Annotated in this window: 12 protein-coding genes; 6 read left to right on the forward strand and 6 right to left on the reverse strand. The window is 65.7% G+C overall.

From position 1 onward, the window contains the following. Positions 1-118: 118 nt before the first annotated feature. Entirely contained in the window at positions 119-1,558 is a 1,440-nt protein-coding gene (gene trpE, locus BLU29_RS15130) for an anthranilate synthase component I (protein WP_091059634.1), read from the reverse strand. A gap of 2 nt (positions 1,559-1,560) precedes the next feature. Continuing rightward, on the reverse strand, positions 1,561-3,411 hold the full coding sequence (gene glmS / locus BLU29_RS15135) for a glutamine--fructose-6-phosphate transaminase (isomerizing) (protein WP_091059637.1): 1,851 nt from the start codon (positions 3,409-3,411) through the stop codon (positions 1,561-1,563). Between the two features lie 75 nt (positions 3,412-3,486). Between glmS and BLU29_RS15140 the strand changes: the two genes are divergently transcribed. Next, a complete protein-coding gene (locus BLU29_RS15140) occupies positions 3,487-4,773 on the forward strand; it encodes a glucose-1-phosphate adenylyltransferase (protein ID WP_091059639.1) in 1,287 nt (428 codons plus the stop codon). Here the strand turns inward: BLU29_RS15140 and lgt are convergent. Then, positions 4,756-5,565, reverse strand: coding sequence for a prolipoprotein diacylglyceryl transferase (gene lgt / locus BLU29_RS15145; protein ID WP_091059642.1), 810 nt, complete (start codon positions 5,563-5,565; stop codon positions 4,756-4,758). The genes BLU29_RS15140 and lgt overlap by 18 nt on opposite strands. Positions 5,566-5,698: 133 nt before the next feature. On the opposite strand from lgt, the gene gcvT reads away from it, so the two are divergent. From gcvT to BLU29_RS15160, 3 genes are all read left to right on the forward strand, one after another. Beyond that, the gene (gene gcvT / locus BLU29_RS15150; protein WP_091059645.1) at positions 5,699-6,796 is read left to right on the forward strand and encodes a glycine cleavage system aminomethyltransferase GcvT; all 1,098 of its coding nucleotides are present in this window, start codon (positions 5,699-5,701) and stop codon (positions 6,794-6,796) included. Positions 6,797-7,139: 343 nt separating this feature from the next. Continuing rightward, positions 7,140-7,523, forward strand: a complete 384-nt coding sequence (gcvH, locus tag BLU29_RS15155) for a glycine cleavage system protein GcvH (RefSeq protein ID WP_091059648.1) — start codon at positions 7,140-7,142, stop codon at positions 7,521-7,523. Positions 7,524-7,537: 14 nt separating this feature from the next. After that, positions 7,538-8,155: a hypothetical protein gene (locus tag BLU29_RS15160; protein ID WP_091059649.1), complete on the forward strand. Its 618-nt coding sequence runs from the start codon at positions 7,538-7,540 to the stop codon at positions 8,153-8,155. 150 nt (positions 8,156-8,305) lie between these two features. Here the strand turns inward: BLU29_RS15160 and typA are convergent, their stop codons facing one another. Further along, positions 8,306-10,123 carry a translational GTPase TypA gene (gene typA / locus BLU29_RS15165; protein ID WP_091059652.1) on the reverse strand — a complete coding sequence of 606 codons (1,818 nt, stop codon included), beginning with the start codon at positions 10,121-10,123 and terminating at the stop codon, positions 8,306-8,308. Between the two features lie 1,461 nt (positions 10,124-11,584). Between typA and hrpB the strand changes: the two genes are divergently transcribed. After that, the gene (gene hrpB / locus BLU29_RS15170) at positions 11,585-14,167 is read left to right on the forward strand and encodes an ATP-dependent helicase HrpB (protein WP_091061191.1); all 2,583 of its coding nucleotides are present in this window, start codon (positions 11,585-11,587) and stop codon (positions 14,165-14,167) included. Here the strand turns inward: hrpB and BLU29_RS15175 are convergent, their stop codons facing one another. Then, positions 14,168-14,455: a hypothetical protein gene (locus BLU29_RS15175; protein ID WP_091059654.1), complete on the reverse strand. Its 288-nt coding sequence runs from the start codon at positions 14,453-14,455 to the stop codon at positions 14,168-14,170. A gap of 125 nt (positions 14,456-14,580) precedes the next feature. Between BLU29_RS15175 and ppc the strand changes: the two genes are divergently transcribed. After that, positions 14,581-17,334, forward strand: a complete 2,754-nt coding sequence (gene ppc, locus BLU29_RS15180; RefSeq protein ID WP_091059657.1) for a phosphoenolpyruvate carboxylase — start codon at positions 14,581-14,583, stop codon at positions 17,332-17,334. Between the two features lies 1 nt (position 17,335). On the opposite strand, the gene BLU29_RS15185 is transcribed toward ppc, so the two are convergent. Continuing rightward, positions 17,336-20,359, reverse strand: coding sequence for a sugar-binding domain-containing protein (locus BLU29_RS15185; RefSeq protein ID WP_091059660.1), 3,024 nt, complete (start codon positions 20,357-20,359; stop codon positions 17,336-17,338). Positions 20,360-20,446: the final 87 nt, after the last annotated feature.

The following is a 20,446-nucleotide window of genomic DNA, read 5'->3' on the forward strand; positions in this document are numbered from 1 at the left end:
TTGAGCCAACTGGGTTGTTACCCCGCGACTCTTTGCATATTGGATGCCTAAGAGCGGAAGGAAATTCCCGGCTGTGCTGTTCCGACCCCATTTACGCGGCTCTGTGCCGCGTGGACGCTCAACCGGAGAGCTTATCAGCCAGGATGATAGCCTTAAACAAGGCGGAAGCCTTGTTGATCGTCTCTTGGTATTCGGCGGCCGGCACCGAATCGGCCACGATGCCGGCGCCAGCCTGGATATGCACCCGGCCGTCCTTAACCAATGCCGTGCGGAGGGTTATGCAGGAGTCGAGATTGCCGTCGTAGCTGAAATACCCAAGGGCGCCCGCGTAACTGCCGCGCTGCGTGCCTTCCATTTGTGAAATCAGCTGCATGGCGCGGATTTTCGGGGCACCGCTGACGGTGCCGGCGGGAAAGGTGGCACGCATGAGGTCGAAAGCGGAACGTTCTGGCGCAAGTTGTCCCTCCACCTGTGACACAATGTGCATCACGTGGGAGTAGCGCTCGATGGTCTTGAATTCGGGCACCTGGATCGTGCCGTAGCTGCAAACGCGGCCGATATCGTTGCGGGCCAGGTCAACCAACATGAGATGTTCCGCCAGTTCCTTCTCGTCGGCGAGCAGGTCCCTTTCAAAGGCGAGATCCTCGGGCGTCGTCTTGCCGCGCGGCCGGGTGCCGGCGATGGGGCGGATCTCGACCTTGCGGCCGGTGAGGCGCACATGCACCTCGGGCGACGCGCCGACCAGCGCGAAGTCGCCGGTCTCGAGCAGGAACATGTAGGGCGACGGGTTCACCGTGCGGAGGGCGCGATACAGATCGAGCGGTGACTGCCTGAATTCGCGCGAGAAGCGCTGCGAGAGCACGATCTGGAAGATGTCGCCGGCCCGGATGAATTCCTTCGAGTCGTCGACCATCTTCTCGAAGGCGGCCTTGGTGAAATTTCCCGCGGGCACCTGCACGGGGCCGGTGTCGCCGAGCGTGGAGGAGGCGAGGGCGCCCGGCCGGGCCAGGGCGGCCTGCATCCGCTGCAGCTCGGCGCAGGCGGCATCATAGGCCGCGCCGGCGTCGGTGCCGGTGTGGGCGTTGACGATGAGCCGCATCGTCTGGTGGGCGCGGTCGAAGGCCAGGACCGAGTCGCACAGCATGAACCACATCATGGGCACGCCGAGTTCATCCCGGGCGGCCAGCGGCACGGTCTTCTCGACACTGTGGATGAATTCGTAGCCCAGGTAGCCGACGGCGCCGCCGGTGAAAGGCGGCAGGCCCGGCACCGCGACGGGCTGGTATTGGGCCAGCTCGGCCTGCAGGGCGGCGAGGGGATCGGCGTCGCCGGGCTGGGCGCGGAAAATCTTGCGCGGGTTGCAGCCGATGAAGCTGTAGCGGGAGACGTTCTCGCCGCCCTCGACCGACTCCAGCAGGAAGGCCGGCCCGGTGCCGCGGAGCTTGGCGTAAGCCGAGACGGGGGTCTCCAAATCGGCGAGCAGGTCGGCCCGCACCGGGATGACATTGCCCTGCCGGCTCAGGCGCAGGAACTCCTCGCGCGTGGGAACGACTTGCATGGCTACTCGACGGTGACGGACTTCGCCAGGTTGCGCGGCTTGTCTACGTCGCGCTTCAGCTCCACGGCAATGTAGTAGCTCAGCAATTGGACCGGCACCGTGGCGACGATGGGCAGCACGGCCTCGTGGCACTCGGGGATGCGGATGACCTCGTCGGCCAGGCCGGCGGGCAGGTCGCACTTGTCGGTGGCGACGGCGATGATCTTCCCCTTGCGGGCCTTGATCTCCTGCATCGAGGACACGACCTTGTTGAACATCTCGCCCGACGGCACAAAGAAGACCGAGGGACACTGCTCGCTGATGAGCGCGATCGGACCATGTTTCATCTCGGCGGCGGGATAGCCCTCGGCGTGGATGTAGGAAATCTCCTTGAGCTTGAGCGCGCCCTCCAAGGCGACGGGGAAGAGGGAAAGCCGGCCGAGGAAGAGGAAGTCGTGGTAATGGGCGTAGCGCCGGGCGATTTCCTTGATGTGCGGGGCCTGCTCCAGTGCCTGGCGCACGAGGTCGGGCACGCCCTTGAGGGCCTTGACGTATTCCGCGCCATCGCTGAAACTCATGTCGCGCATGCGCCCGAGGTAGAGCGCCAGCATGGCGCCGACGAGCAGCTGCGAGGTGAACGCCTTGGTCGAGGCCACGCCGATCTCGGGACCGACGTGCTGGTAGACGCCACCGTCGGCCTCGCGGGCGATGGAGGAGCCGACGACATTGTTGATCGCCAGGACCTTGTAGCCCTTGCGCTTGGCCTCGCGCATGGCGGCGAGCGTGTCGATCGTCTCACCCGACTGGCTGACGGTCAGAAACAGCGTATTGTTGCCCAGGGGCATGTTCCGGTAGCGGAACTCCGAGGCGTAATCGACCTCGACCGGCACGCGGGCGAAGCGCTCGATCAGGTGCTCGGTCACGAGGCAGGCGTGCCACGCACTGCCGCAGGCGAGCAGGTGGAAGCGGTCCACCTGGCGCAGGTCGACGGCGGAGATGTTCAGGCCGCCAAATTGGGCGGTGCTGCCGTCCTCGGAGAAGCGGCCGCGCATGGTGTTCTCGAGCGCGGCGGGCTGCTCGAAGATCTCCTTTTCCATGAAGTGGGCATGGCCGTTGAGTTCGGAGTCCTCGATCTTCCACGTGATCTTGTCGACCACGGGCGACACGTCCTCGGCCTCGAGGGTCGTGATGGAGAAATTTTTCGCCGTCATGTGCAGGAGCTCGCCGTCCTTGAGGTAGACGACGTTCTGCGTGCGGCTGATGATGGCGGCGACGTCGCTGGCGAGCATCAGCTCGCCGTCGCCGACGCCGAGGATGAGGGGCGAGCCCTTGCGGGCGGAGACGATTTCGGCCGGGCAGTCGCCGCACATCACGGCGATGCCGTAGGTGCCCTCGACGTGGCGGAGACTCTTGCGCACGGACTCGAGGAAGCGGCTGGCCTCCTTGACGTCCGGCTCCTTCTGGTAATGATAAGCGATGAGATTGCAGAGCACCTCGGTGTCGGTCTCGGACTGGAAGGTGTAGCCCTTGGGGAGGAGGAATTTCTTGATGCTGGCGTAGTTCTCGATGACGCCGTTGTGGATCAGGGCAATCTTGCCGTCGCTGCTGACGTGCGGGTGGGCGTTGGCATCGGTGACGCCGCCGTGGGTGGCCCAGCGGGTGTGGCCGATGCCGGTGGTGCCGGTGATCTTCTGGGCCGGGGTGGCCTTGATCAGACCCTCGACCCGGCCGGTCTTCTTGGCGACCTCGAAGCGCCCGGCCTGCTGGATGGCGATGCCGGCGGAATCATAGCCGCGATACTCGAGGCGTTTGAGTCCTTCGAGGATGATGGCCGAGGCCTTTTGTTTGCCGATGTAGCCGACGATGCCGCACATAAATGGGTTTAAGCTGGCGATTTCTGACGGTCTTCAAATCATTCCGCAAGGAATTAGAACCCCCACCTTTACCCCATGGCCGAATCCAAGAAAATCCTTTCCGTGATCATGGGCGGCGGGCGCGGGACACGGCTGTTCCCGCTGACCAAGGAGCGCTGCAAGCCGGCCGTGCCCCTCGCGGGCAAATACCGCCTCGTCGACATTCCGATCAGCAACTGCCTCAACTCGGGCTGCAACCGGATCTTTGTCCTCTCCCAGTTCCTCACGGCTTCGCTGCACCGGCACATCCAGAAAAGCTACCAGTTCGACCCGTTCGGCGGCGGCTTCATCGACATCCTCTCGGCCGAGCAGACGGAGAAGAGCAACGCCTGGTATGAGGGCACGGCCGACGCCGTGCGCCGCAACCTCGTCCACTTCCACCGCCACGGGCATGACTTTGTCCTGATCCTTTCGGGCGACCAATTGTATCGGATGGATTTCAGCAAGATTGTGGACCAGCACGTCGCGACGGGCGCGGATGTGACCATCGCCGCGATCCCATTCCCCATCTCCAAGGTCGAGGGTCTCGGTCTCATGCGCGTGGCGGACGACCTCTCGATCGCCGCGTTCGTCGAGAAACCCAAGGACCCCGCCATCATCCAGGGGCTGGCCATCAGTCCGACGCTGCAGGCGAAACTCACGACCACGAGCACCGAGAAGCACTGTCTCGCCTCGATGGGCATCTACGTCTTCAGCCGCGAGGCGTTGCGCGACTCGCTCGACAACAACATGAAGGATTTCGGCAAGGAGGTCATCCCGGCGCTCCTGGGCAAGAAGAAGCTCTTCAGCCACATCTTCGAGGGCTACTGGGAGGACATCGGCACGGTGAAGGCGTTCTTCGACGCCAACCTCGCGCTCGCACAGCCGCTGCCGCCGTTCAACTTCTTCGACCGCAGCGCCCCGATCTACACGCATCCCCGCTACCTGCCCGCGTCCAAGGTCAACAAGTGCAACATCGATCACGTGGTCCTCGGCGACGGCTGCCTGGTCACGGACTCGACGCTCAAGCACTGCGTCATCGGCATCCGTTCCATCCTGGGCGAGAACTCCCACCTCGAGGATGTGGTGATGATGGGCGCCGACTATTACCAGACGGAGAAGGAGGTGCTGGCGGACAAGGCGCACAACCGCCCGTCCATCGGCGTCGGCCGCAACTGCCGCATCCACCATGCGATCATCGACAAGAACGCCCGCATCGGCGACGGCGTGTCACTCTCGCCGGCCGGCAAGGCCGACGGAGATTACGCCCACGGGGTCGTCATCCGTGACGGCATCCTCTGCGTGATCAAGGGCGCGGTGATCCCGTCAGGCTTTGTGCTGTGAGCTCCGCGCGGCGAGGGCGATGAGCACAAAGCCGCCGGCCACGAGGAAGACCGAATAAAAAGTCCCCCGACTCAGACCGAGGATGAGCGCGGCGTCCGGCTCGCGGAAGATCTCGCAGACGGCCCGGGCCAGCGAGTAGGCGAGGAGAAATTCGCCGGACAACCGCCCGGGCTGCTGCCGGGCGACATCGGTTTTCCAGAAACGCCATTGGACGAAGGCGAACAGCACCAGGCCCTCCAGGGCGGCCTCATAGAGCTGCGAGGGATGACGCGGCATGAGCGGCGCCGGGCTGGCGGGAAAGAGGACCGCCCACGCCACCCGTGAGGGTTTGCCCCAGAGTTCACCGTTGATGAAGTTGGCCACCCGGCCGCAGAACAGCCCGACGGGCACGGTGGTGACAATTAAATCACCGAGGTGAAACAGCGGGACCTTCTGCCGGCGCGACCACCACCACAAGGCGACGGTCACGCCGACAAACCCCCCATGGCTCGCCATGCCGCCCTCCCACACGCGGAACAGGATGAGCGGATCGTGCAGAAAGGAGTCCGGCTGGTAGAGCAGGAAGTAGCCAAGCCGCCCGCCGACGATAACCCCGAGCACGAGGGCCGTCATCAGGTCGAGGATGGTATTGGTCCCAAAGGGCGAACGCCCGGCCTGATGGTAGCGTTTTAGAAGCCAGCCCGCCCCCCCGAAGCCCGCCAGGTAGGCCAGGCCATACCAGCGGATGCCGAAATTCTCCCCGAAGCGGACGAGGAAGGGGCTGAGGTCGTGGGTCCAGTAGGCGAGGAGCATGATGGAGCACAGAAGACAGAAGACGGAGGACAGAAGACACAAATTCTTTCAGCCCCAGTCGGGTCCGTTAATGACTGCCGCCCGGAGGCAATCTTTCCTTGCCCGGGCCGCGGGCCGCCCGCTTAGTTATGACATGAGTCTTCCCCAGACCACTCCGCTCAACGCCTTCCACCGCCAGCATGGGGGTCGCATGGTGGATTTCGCCGGTTGGGACATGCCGGTCCAATACAAGAGCATCCTCGAGGAGCACAAGGCCGTGCGCACCCGCTGCGGACTCTTCGATGTGAGCCACATGGGCGAGGCGGACGTGAAGGGCCCCGAGGCCCTCAGGTTTCTCCAACACCTGGTCACCAACGACTGCAGCAAGCTTTTCCCGGGGCGCGTCCTTTACACCGTGATGTGCTATCCCCACGGCGGGGTGGTGGACGATTTGCTGGTCTACATGCGCGGCGAGGGCGACTACCTGCTGTGCATCAACGCCGGCAACATCGCCAAGGACATCGCCTGGATGCAGGAGCAGGCGAAGGGCTTCAACTGCACGGTGGTGGACCGCTCGGCGGACTATGCCCAGCTCGCCATCCAGGGGCCGGCGGCCGTAGCGCTCGTCCAGACGCTGACCAAGACCGATCTCGCCGGCATCAAATACTACCATTTTGCGGACGGGGAAGTCGCCGGCGTGAAGTGCATCATCAGCCGCACCGGCTACACCGGCGAGGATGGCGTGGAGCTCTATTGCGCGGCGACCGCCGGCGTGCGGCTGGCCGAGGCGGTGGTCGCGGCCGGCGGCCCGTTCGGCCTCGAACTCACCGGACTGGGGGCGCGCGACTCGCTGCGCCTCGAGGCGGGCTTCCCGCTTTACGGCCACGAGATCACCGACCAGATCACACCCATCACCGCCGGGCTCGGCTGGGTGGTGAAGTTCGACAAGGGGCCGTTCATCGGTTCCGACGTGCTCAAGGCGGAGAAGGAGAAGGGCTCCGCGAAAAAGATCGTGTTCTTCAAGACCGGCGACCGCCGCATCGTGCGCGCCGAGACGCCGGTGCTCAACGCCGCCGGTGCCGTGGTCGGCCGGGTCGTCTCCGGCACGCTGTCACCCATTCTTAACGAAGCCATCGGCTCGGCCCTCGTCGACGCGGCGGCGACCAAGGAGGCGCTCGCGGTCGACATCCGCGGTACGAAACTCAATTTGTCACTGGTCAAGCCCCCCTTCGTGAACCTAAAGAAGAGCTAGGGAGTGTCTTCAACCCCAACCAATACCGGTTTCCTGTCATTCTGAACTAAGTGAAGAATCCATGCTTTCGCTCGCGATATGGCCTTCGCTGCCCTGGATCCTTCGCTCCGCTCAGGATGACAAACCGGGTTTTAAAACACTCCCTGGTTTGACCACGGATTTCACGGATACCACGGATAAAGCCAATGCCGCCCGTATGTCATTCTGAGCGAAGCGAAGAATCCAGGGCAGTTCGCTGCCAGTGGATCCTTCGCGTTGCTCAGGATGACATGGCCCGGGAATCGGTTTTTCATCCGTGACCATCCGTGTGATCCGTGGTTAATAAATTTCCACAAACATTCCCATGAGCAACATCCCCGCTGATCTCCGTTACGCGAAGTCCCACGAATGGCTGAAAGTCGCCGCCGACGGCACGGCCCTGGTCGGCATCACCGACTACGCCCAGGCCAGCCTCGGCGACATCACTTACGCGCAGCTGCCCAAGGTTGGCGCGGCGCTCAAGGCCGGCGAGACCTTCGGGGTCGTCGAGTCGGTCAAGGCCGCCTCGGACGTGTATGCGCCGGTGGCCGGCACGGTGCTGGAGGTCAACAAGGCGCTCGATGCCAATCCGGAAAAGCTGAACCAGTCGCCCTACGGGGAAGCCTGGATCATGAAGCTCAAGCTCGCCAATCCGGGTGACGCGGCCTCGCTGTTGAGTCCGGAAGACTACGGGAAACTTACCGGCTGAGCCGGCACATGCGAATGAGGGTGACGGCATGGCGGCATTTCCTGGCCGGACTGTTGCTGGCCGTGGTCTCCGCGGCATTCGCGGCGGCTCCCGCCACCACCACCCGTGCGGACGAGCTCAAGGTGGCCCAGAACGAGCTGACCGCCCTGCAGGAGCGCTACGGCGACCAGAATCCCCGGCTGGCCGCGGCCCGGCTGCGGGTTGCCGTCTGGCAGCGGCTGGTGAAGGAGGACCGCAAGGAGCCCCTGATCCTGCAGCGCGCCTGGGTCGAGCGCGACGTGCTGCGGCTGCGCTATCTCGAAAAGCATCCCGATTTCATCGCCCAGCAGGCGCGGGTTGCCGCGATGGAGCAGCAATTCAAGGCCGCCCCGGCCAGCCCGGATGTGCTGCTGGAGGCGGTCGGCGAGCTGGCGGCGCTGGGCACGCACTTGGATGAGAGGCACCCGAAATACCAGGACCAGGCGCGCAAGGTGGCGGCCCTGCGCCGATACCTGTTGGGTCCCGGGGCGGAATCATACGACCTGCGGCTCGCGCGAGCCATGCAGGAATATTACGGCGGCCGCTACGACGTGAATCACCCGAAGATGCGGGAGATCGCCGCGCAGATCGCGGAGCTGGAGAAGAAACCATAAGGTCTGCCTTGGAGGCGGGACTATCAGTCCCGCGAGGCATGGGTCTCGTTGCAGGCAACCAGCGGGACTGATAGTCCCGCCTCCACAGAGCTTGGGCCAAAAAAATCGCCGCACGGTGAGGTGCGGCGACGGGGAGGGGAACGGTGGGCCTTACTTGCCCTGTTTGGCGGCCTTCTGGCGGGCGCCGTTGTTCAGGATGCGCTTGCGGAGACGCAGGCTCTTGGGCGTGACCTCGACGAGCTCGTCGGCGGCAATGTATTCAATCGCACGTTCGAGGGAGAGCTTCGACGCCGGCGTCAGACCGGTGGCGACGCCCGAGCCCTGCGAGCGGAAGTTGGTGAGCTGCTTCTCGCGCACGGCGTTGATGGCGATGTCCTCGTTGCGGGGATTCTCGCCGACGATCATGCCTTCATAGACCTGCTCGCCGGGGTTCACGAAGAGCTTGCCGCGCTCCTGGCACATGACCAGGGCGTAGCCGGTGGTCTCGCCGGCCTCGGTCGCGATGAGCGTGCCGGTGATGCGGGTGAGGACCTCGCCGGCGTAGGGGCCGTATTCCTTGAAGAGATGGCTGAGCACGCCGCGGCCGCTGGTGGCGTTGACGACGTCGATTTCCATGCCGATGAGGCCGCGGGTCGTGATGGTCGCCTCGAGCATCGTGGAGTGCGGGAGCTTCTCCATGTTGGTCAGGCGGCCCTTGCGGTTGGCCATGTTCTGCATGATGGCGCCGACGCACTCGTCGGGCACCTCGATCCAGACGGTCTCGTAGGGCTCCAGGCGCTCGCCTTTCTCGCCGGTCTTCTCGATCACCGTCGGGCGGGAGACGAGGAGCTCGAAGCCCTCGCGGCGCATCGTCTCGACGAGCACGGCGACCTGCATGGCGCCGCGGGCCTTGACGTTGAAGATGCCGGCTTTGTCGGAGTCCTCGATGTAGATGGAGACGTTGGTTTTCAGCTCGCGCATCAGGCGCTCGCGCAGCTGGCGCGAGGTGACGAGCTTGCCTTCCTGACCGACGAGCGGGCCGTCGTTGACGCAGAACTGCATCTCAAGGGTCGGCGGGTCGATCTGGGTGAAGGGCAGGGCATGGCCGGCCTCGTCGGCGGTCAGCGTGTCACCGATGTCGACATCCTCGAAGCCCGAGATGCCCACGATGTTGCCGGCGACGGCGGTGTCGGTCTCGCGCGTGCCGAGGCCGGTGAACTCGAAAACCTTGGTGATCTTGGCGCGGACGCGCTTGCCGTCGGTGTGGCGGACGACGAACACGGTCTCGCCGACATTGGCGGTGCCGCCGAGGATCTTGCCGACCGCGATACGGCCGACGTAGTCGCTCCAGTCGATGTTGGAGACGAGCATGTGGAAGGGCTCGCTCGGCTTGGCGAACGGGGGCGGGACATGGTCGAGGATGGTCTGGAAAAGCGGCGCCATGTCCTTCTTCTCCTCGCCGAGGTGATACATCATGTAGCCGTCGCGGCCGGAGCCGTAGACGACGGGGGCGTCGAACTGCTCCTCGGTGGCGTTGAGCTCCATCAGGAGCTCGAGCACCTTGTCATACATCTTGGCCGGCTCGGCGTTCTCGCGGTCGATCTTGTTGATGACGATGACGACCTTGAGGCCGTGGGCGAGGGCCTTGCGGAGCACGAAGCGGGTCTGCGCCTGCGGCCCGTCGTAGGCGTCGATGACGAGCAGCACGCCGTCGACCATGCGGAGGGCGCGTTCGACCTCGCCGCCGAAGTCGGCGTGGCCGGGGGTGTCGACGATGTTGACGGTCTTGTCCTTCCAGTGAACGGACGTGTTCTTGGCCTTGATGGTGATGCCCTTCTCCTTCTCGAGGTCCATGGAGTCCATGGCGCGTTCCTCCACCTGCTGATTGGCGCGGTAGACGCCGCCCTCCTTGAGGAGTTTGTCGACGAGCGTGGTTTTGCCGTGGTCGACGTGGGCGATAATGGCGATATTGCGGATGTTCTGGTTCATGTTCGGGCGGACCTGTTTAAAGGGAGAAAACGGTCAAGGTGCGTCCCGGTCCAGAGCTTGGCAAGCAGAACTTGGCCCGCAAGCGCCGGCAAAGGCCGCGAGCCGCGCGGCCTGCGTAACTCCCTGATACACCGGATCACGGAGGGTAGGGCGGTGAGTCCCTTCACCGCCGGATCGCCGTGGCGCGGAGCGGAGTCCGCGCCCTACCAATAAAGAAAGACGCCCTGATACACCGTTGCCGCGTGCTCGCGGCCCGGTGTTTGTCCCCGCCGTCGCGAGGCAAACGGTCAGCGCGCCAGGCCGGGGTGGGGCTCGAGGTTCCGGGCAACACACTGGCCCAGCGCGCTGACAAAGGGTGTCTGTTTAAAGATAAAGGCCCGGGCATCTTGCGATGCCCGGGCCAAAATCGGAGGTGGGTGCTCGCCACGCACTCTTCTCCATTCGCACAGCATTGGGCGCCTCGCTTTCGCGGGCCGTGTGCTTCCCGACGCTACTCACCGCGGCATGCGATGGTGTCGGTCTCATAGCGGGACCGTCCCGGTCTTTTCAGCACCGGAATCTTTCGAGTGAGGCCTCTGCGCCTGGTTCGGCTCCATCTGCCGATGGGTGGCTCGCCGGACGGGTGTTGGCACGCCTGCAACGTCTGCATTTCGCACCAGCACCTTGCCAGGAGGACGGCCCCGGCTTTTGGCCGGGCGTTGGCCCCCTGTAACGGGTCTGACCTCTTACCTCTCAGGTTGCTTTCGACTTGCGGTTGGGTGACGCGGTTTTACGCGCCGCCCCAAGGAGGAGGTTTTGCGAGCTTTGCCAGACTCGCCCGCTCCCCGCTGCGCCGTGGCCCTTTCGCGCCCCGCTTTTTAGAGCCGGGCCTTTTGGTGGGGTGGACCCACCGGAACACTGCGCTGCGTCCTGGTTATACAGTAGCAACCGAAACCCTCTGGGTAACTGCATCAGTGCAAGGCCCGAAACTGGCCTTGGACCTGACTCGACTCGGACGCGGTTTCTGAGTTCGCGCCTCGTCGCACAGCTCCTTTGTCGCAATACTGGATCGGCTGCGACACCGTCCAGAGGAACTGGTGATATTTGCCTGCCTGTGGCTCGCGCCACTGAGGGGAGGACGTCACCAATTAACGCCCTCCTTTCCCCGGTTGCCCGGGATTATCCCAGTCGCGCTCTCGGCGGGTTTTTCATGCCGCCGCGCTGCGACTGTTCTATCAAGGAACAGGTGAAATCAATGCGGCAATCGCGCGGAAAGTCACGGGCTTCTTCCTCCCATCTTGTTCACCGCGCTCGCGCCGGGCCTTTGCATCAGCGGGCGTGAATAACTTGTGCCCAACCGCTTGCTCCCCGGTTGTTCACATTCAGTCATGTAGGAGCCTGCTTGCAGGCGATGCCTTGGTGAGACCGGCCGCTTAAAATCGCTTGCAAGCAAGCTCCGACAAAAAGCATATCGACCCCTCCATGTCCCCGCGCGAACTGCCCATCTACGAGCTCGAAGACCGCCTGATCGCGGCTGTCACGGGGCCGGGCCGGCTCATTGTCCAGGCGCCCACCGGCTCGGGCAAATCCACGCAGGTGCCGCAGATGCTGCTCAACCACGGCCTGCTCGGGCAGGGCGAGGTGGTCGTGCTCCAGCCGCGCCGGCTGGCGGCCCGCATGCTGGCCAAGCGCGTGGCCGAGGAGGTCGGCACGAAACTGGGCGACGTGGTCGGCTACCAGATCCGGCTCGACTCCCGGGTCTCGAAGGCGACGCGCATCCGCTTCGTGACGGAGGGCATTCTGCTCCGGCAGATGTCCTTCGATCCGACATTGCGCGGCATCAGCGCGATCGTCTTCGACGAGTTCCACGAGCGCCACCTCTACGGCGACATCTCCCTGGCCCGCGCCCGGCAGATCCAACAATCCATCCGTCCTGATTTGAAGCTGGTCGTGATGTCGGCCACGCTCGACGCGGCGCTGCTGAAGAACTACCTCGCGCCGTGCGAGGTGTTGGCGTCGCAGGGCCGCACCTTCCCGGTGCAGGTCGAATACCTGCCGAAAGCGGTGGATTTCGAGCATGACCCGGTCTGGGCCGTCGCCACGCGCGAGTGCGAGCGCGTCGCCGCGCAGACCAAGGGCGACATCCTCGTCTTCATGCCCGGGGCCTATGAGATCAGCCGCACGGTGCAGGACGTGCAGGGTTCGCACGCGCTGCGGGGCTTCATCTGTTTTCCGCTCCACGGCGAACTGCCGCCCGACCAGCAGGACCGCGCCGTGGCCCGCTACGATACCCGCAAGATCATCGTCTCGACCAACGTCGCCGAGACCTCGCTGACCATCGACGGCGTCACGGCCGTCGTGGACTGCGGCCTGGCGCGGGTGGCGCGCTACGACGCGCACCGCGGCATCAACACGCTGCTCATCGAGAAGATCAGCATCGCCTCGTCCGACCAGCGCGCCGGCCGCGCCGGCCGCACGGCGCCGGGGGTATGCGTGCGGCTCTGGACGGAACGCGAGCACGAGAAGCGTCCGCTGCAGGAATTGCCCGAGGTCAAGCGCCTCGACCTCGCCGAGGTCGTGCTGACGCTCAAGGCGGCCGGCATCGACGACATCTACAACTTCCCCTGGCTGGAGAAACCCGAGGCCAAGGCGCTGGAACGCGCCGAGACGTTGCTGGAGGATCTGGGCGCCTTGGGTGGTCGTCGCGCTCCGCGCGACGACAGTCCGCGCGCGGAGCGCCCGGACCACCTAAGGATCACCGAGGTCGGCCGCCGGATGCTGAAGTTCCCGATGCATCCGCGCTACGCCCGGATGTTCCTGGCGGCGCAGGACTACGGTTGCGTCCGGTCGGTGGCGCTCATGGCCGCACTGACGCAGGGCCGGAATTTTCTCCTCCGCAACGTGGACAAGCGCACGCAGGAGGCGCGCGACGATCTTTTCGGCGAGGAGCACGAGTCGGACTTTTTCCTGCTGATGCGCGCCTGGCGCTATGCCGACAAGGCCGGCTACAATCCGGACGCCTGCCGGCGCATCGGCATCCACGTGCAGGGCGTGCGGCAGGTCGGGCCGCTGTTCGAGCAGTTCCTGGAGATCGCTGCGGCCGAGAAACTGGATGTGGCCGAGAAACGCATCGACGGCGTCGCCGTTCGCAAGTGCGTGCTGGTCGGCTTCAGCGACCAGTTGTCGCGCCGGCTGGACAAGGGCACGCTGCGCTGCGAGCTGGTGCACAAGCGCAAGGGCGTGCTGGCCCGCGAGAGCTGCATCGACGAGGCGCCGCTGTTCGTCGCCGCCGAGATCACCGAGATCGAGAGCCGGGGCGAGGTGAATGTGCTGCTCAATCTTTGCACGGCGGTGGAGGAAACCTGGCTCAAGGAGCTTTTCCCGGAAGACTTCGTTGATGCGGGCGGCGTGACCTACGACGAGACGGCGCGCCGCGTGCTGGCCCGCAAGGAGCGCCGCTTTCGCGACCTTGTGCTGGAATCGAAACAGACCGCAGAGGAACCGCCCGAGGGCGAGGCCGCGGCACTGCTGGCGAAGGAGGTCATGGCCGGCCGGATCACGCTGACCGAGTGGAACGAGGCGGTGGAGCAGTGGATCATCCGTGTCAATTGCCTCGCCAAGTGGTGGCCGGAACTGGAGGTCAACCCGATCACGGATGCCGACCGCGCCACGTTGATCGAGCAGATCTGCTACGGCAGCCATGGGGCCCGCGAGCTGAAGGACAAGCCGGTCATGCCCGTGCTGCGCGACTGGCTGCTGGCCGAGCAGCTGGCGGTGCTCGATGACTATCTGCCGGAGCGCCTGGTCATGGCCAACGGCCGCAAGGCGCGCCTGACCTACACCAAGGACGGCCCGCCGGTGCTGAGCGCCCGCATCCAGGAGCTTTACGGGGTGACCTCCAAGTTCACGCTCGGCCACGGCCGGGTGGCGGTGAAGATCGAGGTGCTCGCGCCCAACCAGCGCCCCATCCAGGTCACCGACGACCTGAGCAATTTCTGGAAGGAGCAATACCCCAAGATCAAGACGGAGCTGTCGCGCCGCTATCCGCGCCACGAGTGGCGGTGATCAATGGCGAAATATGGCCCCGATGATGGCGGCCCCGATGATCGCGGCGACCGCCAGCACCGCCAGCATCATGAACCAGTGCGGCACGAAGCGGGTCCCGGTGAATGTCACGGGCTTTGGCTTGGGCTTCGGCAGCAGCGGCATGGCCGCCAGGGCCAGAAAAAACAAGGTGAAGACGCCGAACAACCATCTGCCGGAATCGCCAGCCCGCCACATCAGAAAGGTCATGTAGCCCGCGCCGAGGGCGGGAAGCAGAAACACTCCGGCCAGAATCCAGCGGCCTTTCATGGCTGCAGGTTGGTGGCGGTGGCACGGACTGTCAATTGCCCTGCCGAATGGGTCGCGCGCTTATGACGTCGGGAGCGGATAATTTCGCTTTAGTGCCGGCATAATACCTGCGTATTTCACGGGCGATGGCGGCACCCAACAAGGCTCTGGACCAGCTCAACAACCTGCGGGCGGAGGTCCGCAGCCTGGGCAACACCCTTGGCCGCACCATTGCCGCGCTGGAAGGCGAGAAGACCCTCGAGACCGTCGAGACGCTCCGCACCCTGGCCAAGAGCAGCCGCGCCGGCGAGGCCGCCGCCGCCCGCAGCCTGGCCCAGGCCGTCAGCCGGCTCACCCCGGCGGAGGCGCTCAACCAGGCGATGGCCTTCACGCTTTACTTCGAGCTGGTCAACCTGGCCGAGGAGAACTTCCGCATCCGCCTCCTGCGCGAGCGCAACCAGAAGCACCGCAACGCCCTGGCCGCGGGCACGCCCAGCGAACCGATGCGCGAGTCCATCGAGACGGCCGTGCGCGAGCTGAAGGCGGCCGGCGTGCCCAAGGCGCGCATCCAGAAGCTCGTCCGCCAGCTGGACATCGAGCTGGTCTTCACGGCGCACCCGACGGAGTCGAAGCGCCGCACGATGCTCGAGAAGCTGGCGACGCTCGGCGCCATCCTGCGCCGGCACACGCTGGAGGAAATCCAGCACGCGCCCGACGACATCAAGCGCGAGATCGTCTCGCTCTGGTTGACCGACCGCAGCCGCACGGAGCGGCCCGAGGTGGCGGACGAGGCCCGCACCGGCCTGTGGTATTTTGACCGGACGCTCTTCCAGCTGCTGCCGCGCCTGCACGAGGACCTGCAGGGCGCGCTGGACCGGCATTATCCCGGCGTGAAGGCGCCGCGCCGCTGGCTGTCGTTCGGCTCGTGGATCGGCGGCGATCGCGACGGCAATCCCGGCGTGACCGCCGAGGTCACCGCGCAGGTGCTGCGCATGAACCGCCGCATGGCCATCAAGAAGCTGGCCGAGACCCTCTACAACCTGGCCGGCTCGCTCACGGTGTCCGACCGCCGCGCGAAGTTTGCCCCGGCCATCCGCCGGATGGCGGAGCAATGCCGCGACTCCTCCGAGCTGATGGCGCGGGTGGGGCAACGCTATCCCCGCGAGCCGTATCGCATCATCCTGAGCAGCCTGCGCGAGCAGCTCATGGCGCAGGCCGAGGCCGGCCTGCTGGACGCGGCCGACCCGAAGGCCGGCCGCGTCACGCCCGCCGATGTGCGCGAGACGCTGGCGGCCATCGCGGCCGACCTGCGACACGGCCGCGCCGCGCCGCTCGCCGGCGGTGAGTTGAAGGACACCCTGACCGCGGTGGACGTCTTCGGGCTCAGCATGGCCCGGCTCGATTTGCGGCAGCACTCCGCCTGGCACGCCAAGGCGGTGGCGGAGATCCTCGGGCGGAAAGATTACGAGCAGCTGCCCGAAGCGGAGAAGCAGGGGCTGCTGACCGGCGCGCTGGCCGGGGCGAAGGAATTGGGCGCGGAGAAGCTGACTGGTTTCTCCACCGACGCCCGGGTGGTGCTCGATCCGCTGCGGCTGGCCGCGCGGGCGCAGGCCGAATACGGGGCCGACGCGCTGGGCATCTACGTCATCAGCATGACCAACGAGGTGTCGGACGTGCTCGAGGTGCAGTTGCTGCAGGCGCTGGCCGGCGTGCGGCTGCCGATCGCGCCGCTGTTCGAGACCCTCGACGATTTGCAACGGGCACCGGCGATCCTGGCGGCACTGGTTGAGAACCCGGCCTACGCCCCGGTGCTGGCGTCGCACGGCCGGCACCAGCACGTGATGCTCGGCTACTCCGACAGCAACAAGGACTGCGGCTACCTGACGGCCAACTGGGCGCTCTACCAGGCGCAGGACGCGATCATGCGCGTCTGCAAGCAGCACCAGCTGCGCATCACGCTTTTCCACGGTCGCGGCGGCAGCATCGCGCGCGGCGGCGGCCCGGCGGCCAAGGCCATTCTCGCCCAGCCCGTCGGCCTGAAGGACGGCGGCATCCGCGTGACCGAGCAGGGCGAGGTGCTCTCGACGCGCTACCACGACGTGGACCTGGCGCACCGCGTCCTCGAGCAAATGGCCTACGGCGTGCTCCTCGGCGCCAACGAGGCGCAGAAGGGCGCCCGCCAGCTGCCGAAACGCTGGGTGCAGGCCATGGAGGAGATGAGCGCCGCCTCGCTGGCGGCCTACCGCGAGTGCGTGCACGACGACCCTGAGTTCCTTACTTTCTGGCGGCAGGCCACGCCCATCGACGAGATCGGCGAACTGAACTTCGGCTCGCGCCCGACCTACCGGCGCAAGGGCAGCGTGAGTGTGGCCGATCTCCGCGCCATCCCGTGGGTTTTCTCGTGGATGCAGAGCCGGTTCAACTTCCCCGGCTGGTATGGGCTCGGCCGCGGACTCGATGTCATTCTGCGACGCGGCCCGGCGGGTGAGAAGCTGCTGCGCGAGATGTATCAGCGCTGGCCTTTCTTCCAGACCGCCATCGCCAACGCCCAGCTCACGATGTGCAAGGCCGACATGTCCATCGCCAAGGTCTACGCCTCGCTGGTGGAGGACGAGGGCATCCGCGACCGCGTGCTGACGCGCATCCTCGACGAGTTCCGCCTGGCCGAGAAGGCCGTGCTGGCGGTGACGGGCCAAGGCGAGCTGCTGGAGAACGAACCCGTGCTCGCGCGCTCCATCAAGCTCCGCAATCCCTACGTCGATCCGCTCAATTACCTGCAGGTGGAGATGATCAAGCGTCGCCGCGGCAGCCGCCTCAAGAAAGCAGATCGCGAGGGCATCCGTGCGGTGTTGGAACTGACGGTCAACGGCATTGCCGGCGGCTTGAAGAACACCGGCTGAGCTATTTCACCGGAGCAGCGGCGTTCACGAGGACGACATACATGTTGGCCCGCACGGGCGTTCCGTCGGTGTTCGACCCCAGGGTGAGGCTGCCGTCCTTTTCCATCTTTCGCTCGAAGATCTTCATCGGCTTGTCATGGATGACCAGGACGAGATCGGTCGGCTGGAACTGCTGCGTCAGCCATGCGGGCAGGGGGGCGCGCTCATCGTGGGCGATGGAGACCACGGTTCCGCCGCTCACGGCCATCTCGATCAGGTCCACGGCGCTGTAGCGCTGGTCCGCGTCGGCCAGCTGGGTCCAGTCGGCGCCCGCCAGCGCGCCGGGGAGGCGGTCGAAGGTATAATCCCGGTCGACGTAGATGTTCCGTCCGTCCCGGGCATCCGTCTCCACGTGGACCGTGGCGGCCGTGGGCCCGGTGTAGTTGAAGGTGCGGATGAACTTGCCGAGCATCGTCGGGCCGGCGGCCTTGGCCGCGGGGGCGTTCGCGGCGACGATGGTCCGGGCGGGCGCAGCGCCCAGGCTGACATCGGGGGTGACCGGCATGCGGCCGGCATATTCCCCCGATTCGACGCTGATGGTCGCGGATGCCAGGCCCGCGCTGCGGGCGGTGAGGGTGAGCTTGCCCGGTGTGCGGCCGGCGCGGACGGCGACGCGGTTGATGCCGGCTTCGAGGTCGAGGAAGGTGTTGTTGATCGAATTGATCTTGCCGCTGTTATAGCCGCCGCGCCAGGTGCCGGGGCCGGTGAACTCGAAATCGGCCCGCTGCTGGAACGTCGGCACGCGGTCGCCCCTGGCGTCCACCGCCTCGACGTCGAAGAGGGCGATGTCCGCGCCGTCGGCGCGCAGACCGTCCGGCCCGAGGATTGGGGTGAGGCGCAGCGCGACGGCCGGGCCGACGGTGTGCTTGGCCGTGGTGGCGATGACCTGGCCCCCGCGGGAGGCAACGGCCTTGAGTTCACCCGGCGCAAACGTCACGTCGGGAAACGTGAAGAGATAGCGGTTCGAGACCTGGCCGTGTCCGAGTGATTTGCCGTTGAGGAAGAGTTCGACGTCGTCGCCATTGGACGCGACGTAGACGGTCTTTTTCGTGCCGGCGGGGTAGGACCAGTGGCCGATGATGTGCACCTGCGGGTCGTCGCGGAACATGGCGGCCACGACGTAGTAGGCTTCCTTGGGCAGCCGCACACCGTCCACCTCGCCGCTGGCGCGCGCGACTTCCGTGGCCACGCGGCCGCCACTCGTGCTGTCGGAGAAGATCCAGTTGGCGCCGCCGGCGTGGTTTTCGGCGCCGAGCTTCTTCACATATTGGCCGACCTCGTTGACGGCATACTGCTCGGAGGTGAGCTGGTAGGTCTGGCCCTTGCCCTCGGGGTAGCCGAAGTTGGGCGGCGAGGCGTCGTCCCACACGCGGCGGGGGGATTCCTCGCGGTCGTATTCGCCCTCGACGACGGGCAGGCGGGCGATCTCGCGGCCGCCCTCCGTGCCGATGCCAATGTCCATGAACCCGGCCGTGATGGCGTCGGCCCGGCGGAAGGCGAGGGCGCGGCCGCCGTGGAGATCATATTTGTCGAGGAGGTCACGCAGTTCCTTCGCGTGCTCGCGGGTGACCTTTTGGTTGCCGCCCTCCCAGATGAAGATGGAGGGATTGTTGCGGAAGTAGATCAGGGCGTCGCGAAAGTCGGTTGCCCGCAGCGCCCAGGCGCCGCCGACCGTGTCGTGCTCGCCGTCGCCGCCGGGCTGGAGGGTGATGATGCCCAGCCGGTCGCCCGCGGCGATCTGGGCCGGCCCGGCGGGCGTGTGGCCCCAGCGGATGAAGTTGCCGCCGGCCTCCTTCATGAGCTGCGAGGTGTAGAAATGCATCCAGTCCGGCTGGGCGGCGCCGAGACCCGGCCACTCGTTGGTGGGCTTCTGGCCCCAGCCGTGGAGCTTCAAGTGCGCGCCGTTGACGAAGAGGCCGTGATCGGCGTCCCAGCGGATGGCGCGGATGCCGAGGGGGATTTCCGTGCGATCGACCGTCTCGTCATTCACCTGGAGGGAGATTACCACGCGGTAGAGGTGCGGATAGGCCGGCTCCCAGAGACGCGGATGGGCCAGCGTGCCGTAAATCCCGGTCAGCTTGCTGCGGGCGCCGGCGGCCAGGGGCAGGTTGCTGTTGAAGAGGAGCACGGACCGGCCGTCGGCGTCGAAGATTTCCGCGTGGACTTTGGCGGTGACGGCGACGGGCCGTTCATTGTGCAGCGGAATCTCGATGGCAACCCGGGCCGAGGCCTCCGTGATGTCGGTTGCGTAGGCGTAGGGGCCCTCGGTCTGGAGAAAACTGTAGAGGGGCAATTCGACATGCAGCGGGTCCGTGACGATCAGCCGGACATTGCGGTAAATGCCGCCGTGGGCGGGGTGCCAGTGCGGGTTGTTCCAGGGGATCTGGCCGGCCTGCAGTTCCTCGATGGTGGCGGGAATGTCCTCCTGGAATTTCTCGGAGATCTGCGCGAGGTTGAGCTGGGTTTTTTCGTTGGTGGCGGCTTGCGGCGCGATCGCCGGGTCGAGCGGGTCCTTCATGAACCGGTTGTCGACCATGACGGCGAGGACGTTGGATGCCCCGACCTTCAGGTGGGGCGTCAGGTCGAAGCCGAACGGCGTGAAGCCGCCCTTGGCGGTGCCGAGCCTGGTGCCATTGAGATAAACCTCGGCGACCTGCCGCACGGCCTCGAATTCGATGAAAACCTTTTTGCCCTGCCATGCGGCGGGCGCGGTGAACGTCTTCCGATACCAGGTGCGGCCGCTCCACTGTTCCTGCTCGCCGCGGTGCCCCGGCAGCGACCAGTTGTCGAAGGTGTCGGTGTCGTTGTAGGTGTGCGGCGTGGAGACGGTGGTCCACGCCGAATCGTCGAAGCCCGGGGCGGACGCGCCGGCGGGATCGGCCTTGAGGAACTTCCAGTCGGGGTTGAAGTTGAGGGTCTGGCGCCCGGCGAAGGCGAAGCTTGTGCCGGCGGCAAGGGCGAGCAGGGCGATGAGGGTGAGTCTCATGGGGAGGTATTAAATTGTAGGGCGGGATCACCGTATCCCGTCTTGAAAATGATAGCACGCTCGCCCGAAGGCGGGATACGGTGATCC

Origin of the sequence: Opitutus sp. GAS368 (assembly GCF_900104925.1) — a bacterium.
Classification (GTDB): Bacteria; Verrucomicrobiota; Verrucomicrobiia; order Opitutales; family Opitutaceae; genus Lacunisphaera.

What these genes read in the sequence shown, in the direction of transcription:
- gcvT (WP_091059645.1), top strand. Translation starts at nt 5,699, where the DNA reads ATGAGTCTTCCCCAGACCACTCCGCTCAACGCCTTCCACCGCCAGCAT.
- BLU29_RS15160 (WP_091059649.1), top strand. Translation starts at nt 7,538, where the DNA reads ATGAGGGTGACGGCATGGCGGCATTTCCTGGCCGGACTGTTGCTGGCC.
- trpE (WP_091059634.1), bottom strand. Translation starts at nt 1,558, where the DNA reads ATGCAAGTCGTTCCCACGCGCGAGGAGTTCCTGCGCCTGAGCCGGCAG.
- BLU29_RS15175 (WP_091059654.1), bottom strand. Translation starts at nt 14,455, where the DNA reads ATGAAAGGCCGCTGGATTCTGGCCGGAGTGTTTCTGCTTCCCGCCCTC.
- gcvH (WP_091059648.1), top strand. Translation starts at nt 7,140, where the DNA reads ATGAGCAACATCCCCGCTGATCTCCGTTACGCGAAGTCCCACGAATGG.
- hrpB (WP_091061191.1), top strand. Translation starts at nt 11,585, where the DNA reads ATGTCCCCGCGCGAACTGCCCATCTACGAGCTCGAAGACCGCCTGATC.
- lgt (WP_091059642.1), bottom strand. Translation starts at nt 5,565, where the DNA reads ATGCTCCTCGCCTACTGGACCCACGACCTCAGCCCCTTCCTCGTCCGC.
- glmS (WP_091059637.1), bottom strand. Translation starts at nt 3,411, where the DNA reads ATGTGCGGCATCGTCGGCTACATCGGCAAACAAAAGGCCTCGGCCATC.
- BLU29_RS15185 (WP_091059660.1), bottom strand. Translation starts at nt 20,359, where the DNA reads ATGAGACTCACCCTCATCGCCCTGCTCGCCCTTGCCGCCGGCACAAGC.
- BLU29_RS15140 (WP_091059639.1), top strand. Translation starts at nt 3,487, where the DNA reads ATGGCCGAATCCAAGAAAATCCTTTCCGTGATCATGGGCGGCGGGCGC.
- typA (WP_091059652.1), bottom strand. Translation starts at nt 10,123, where the DNA reads ATGAACCAGAACATCCGCAATATCGCCATTATCGCCCACGTCGACCAC.
- ppc (WP_091059657.1), top strand. Translation starts at nt 14,581, where the DNA reads ATGGCGGCACCCAACAAGGCTCTGGACCAGCTCAACAACCTGCGGGCG.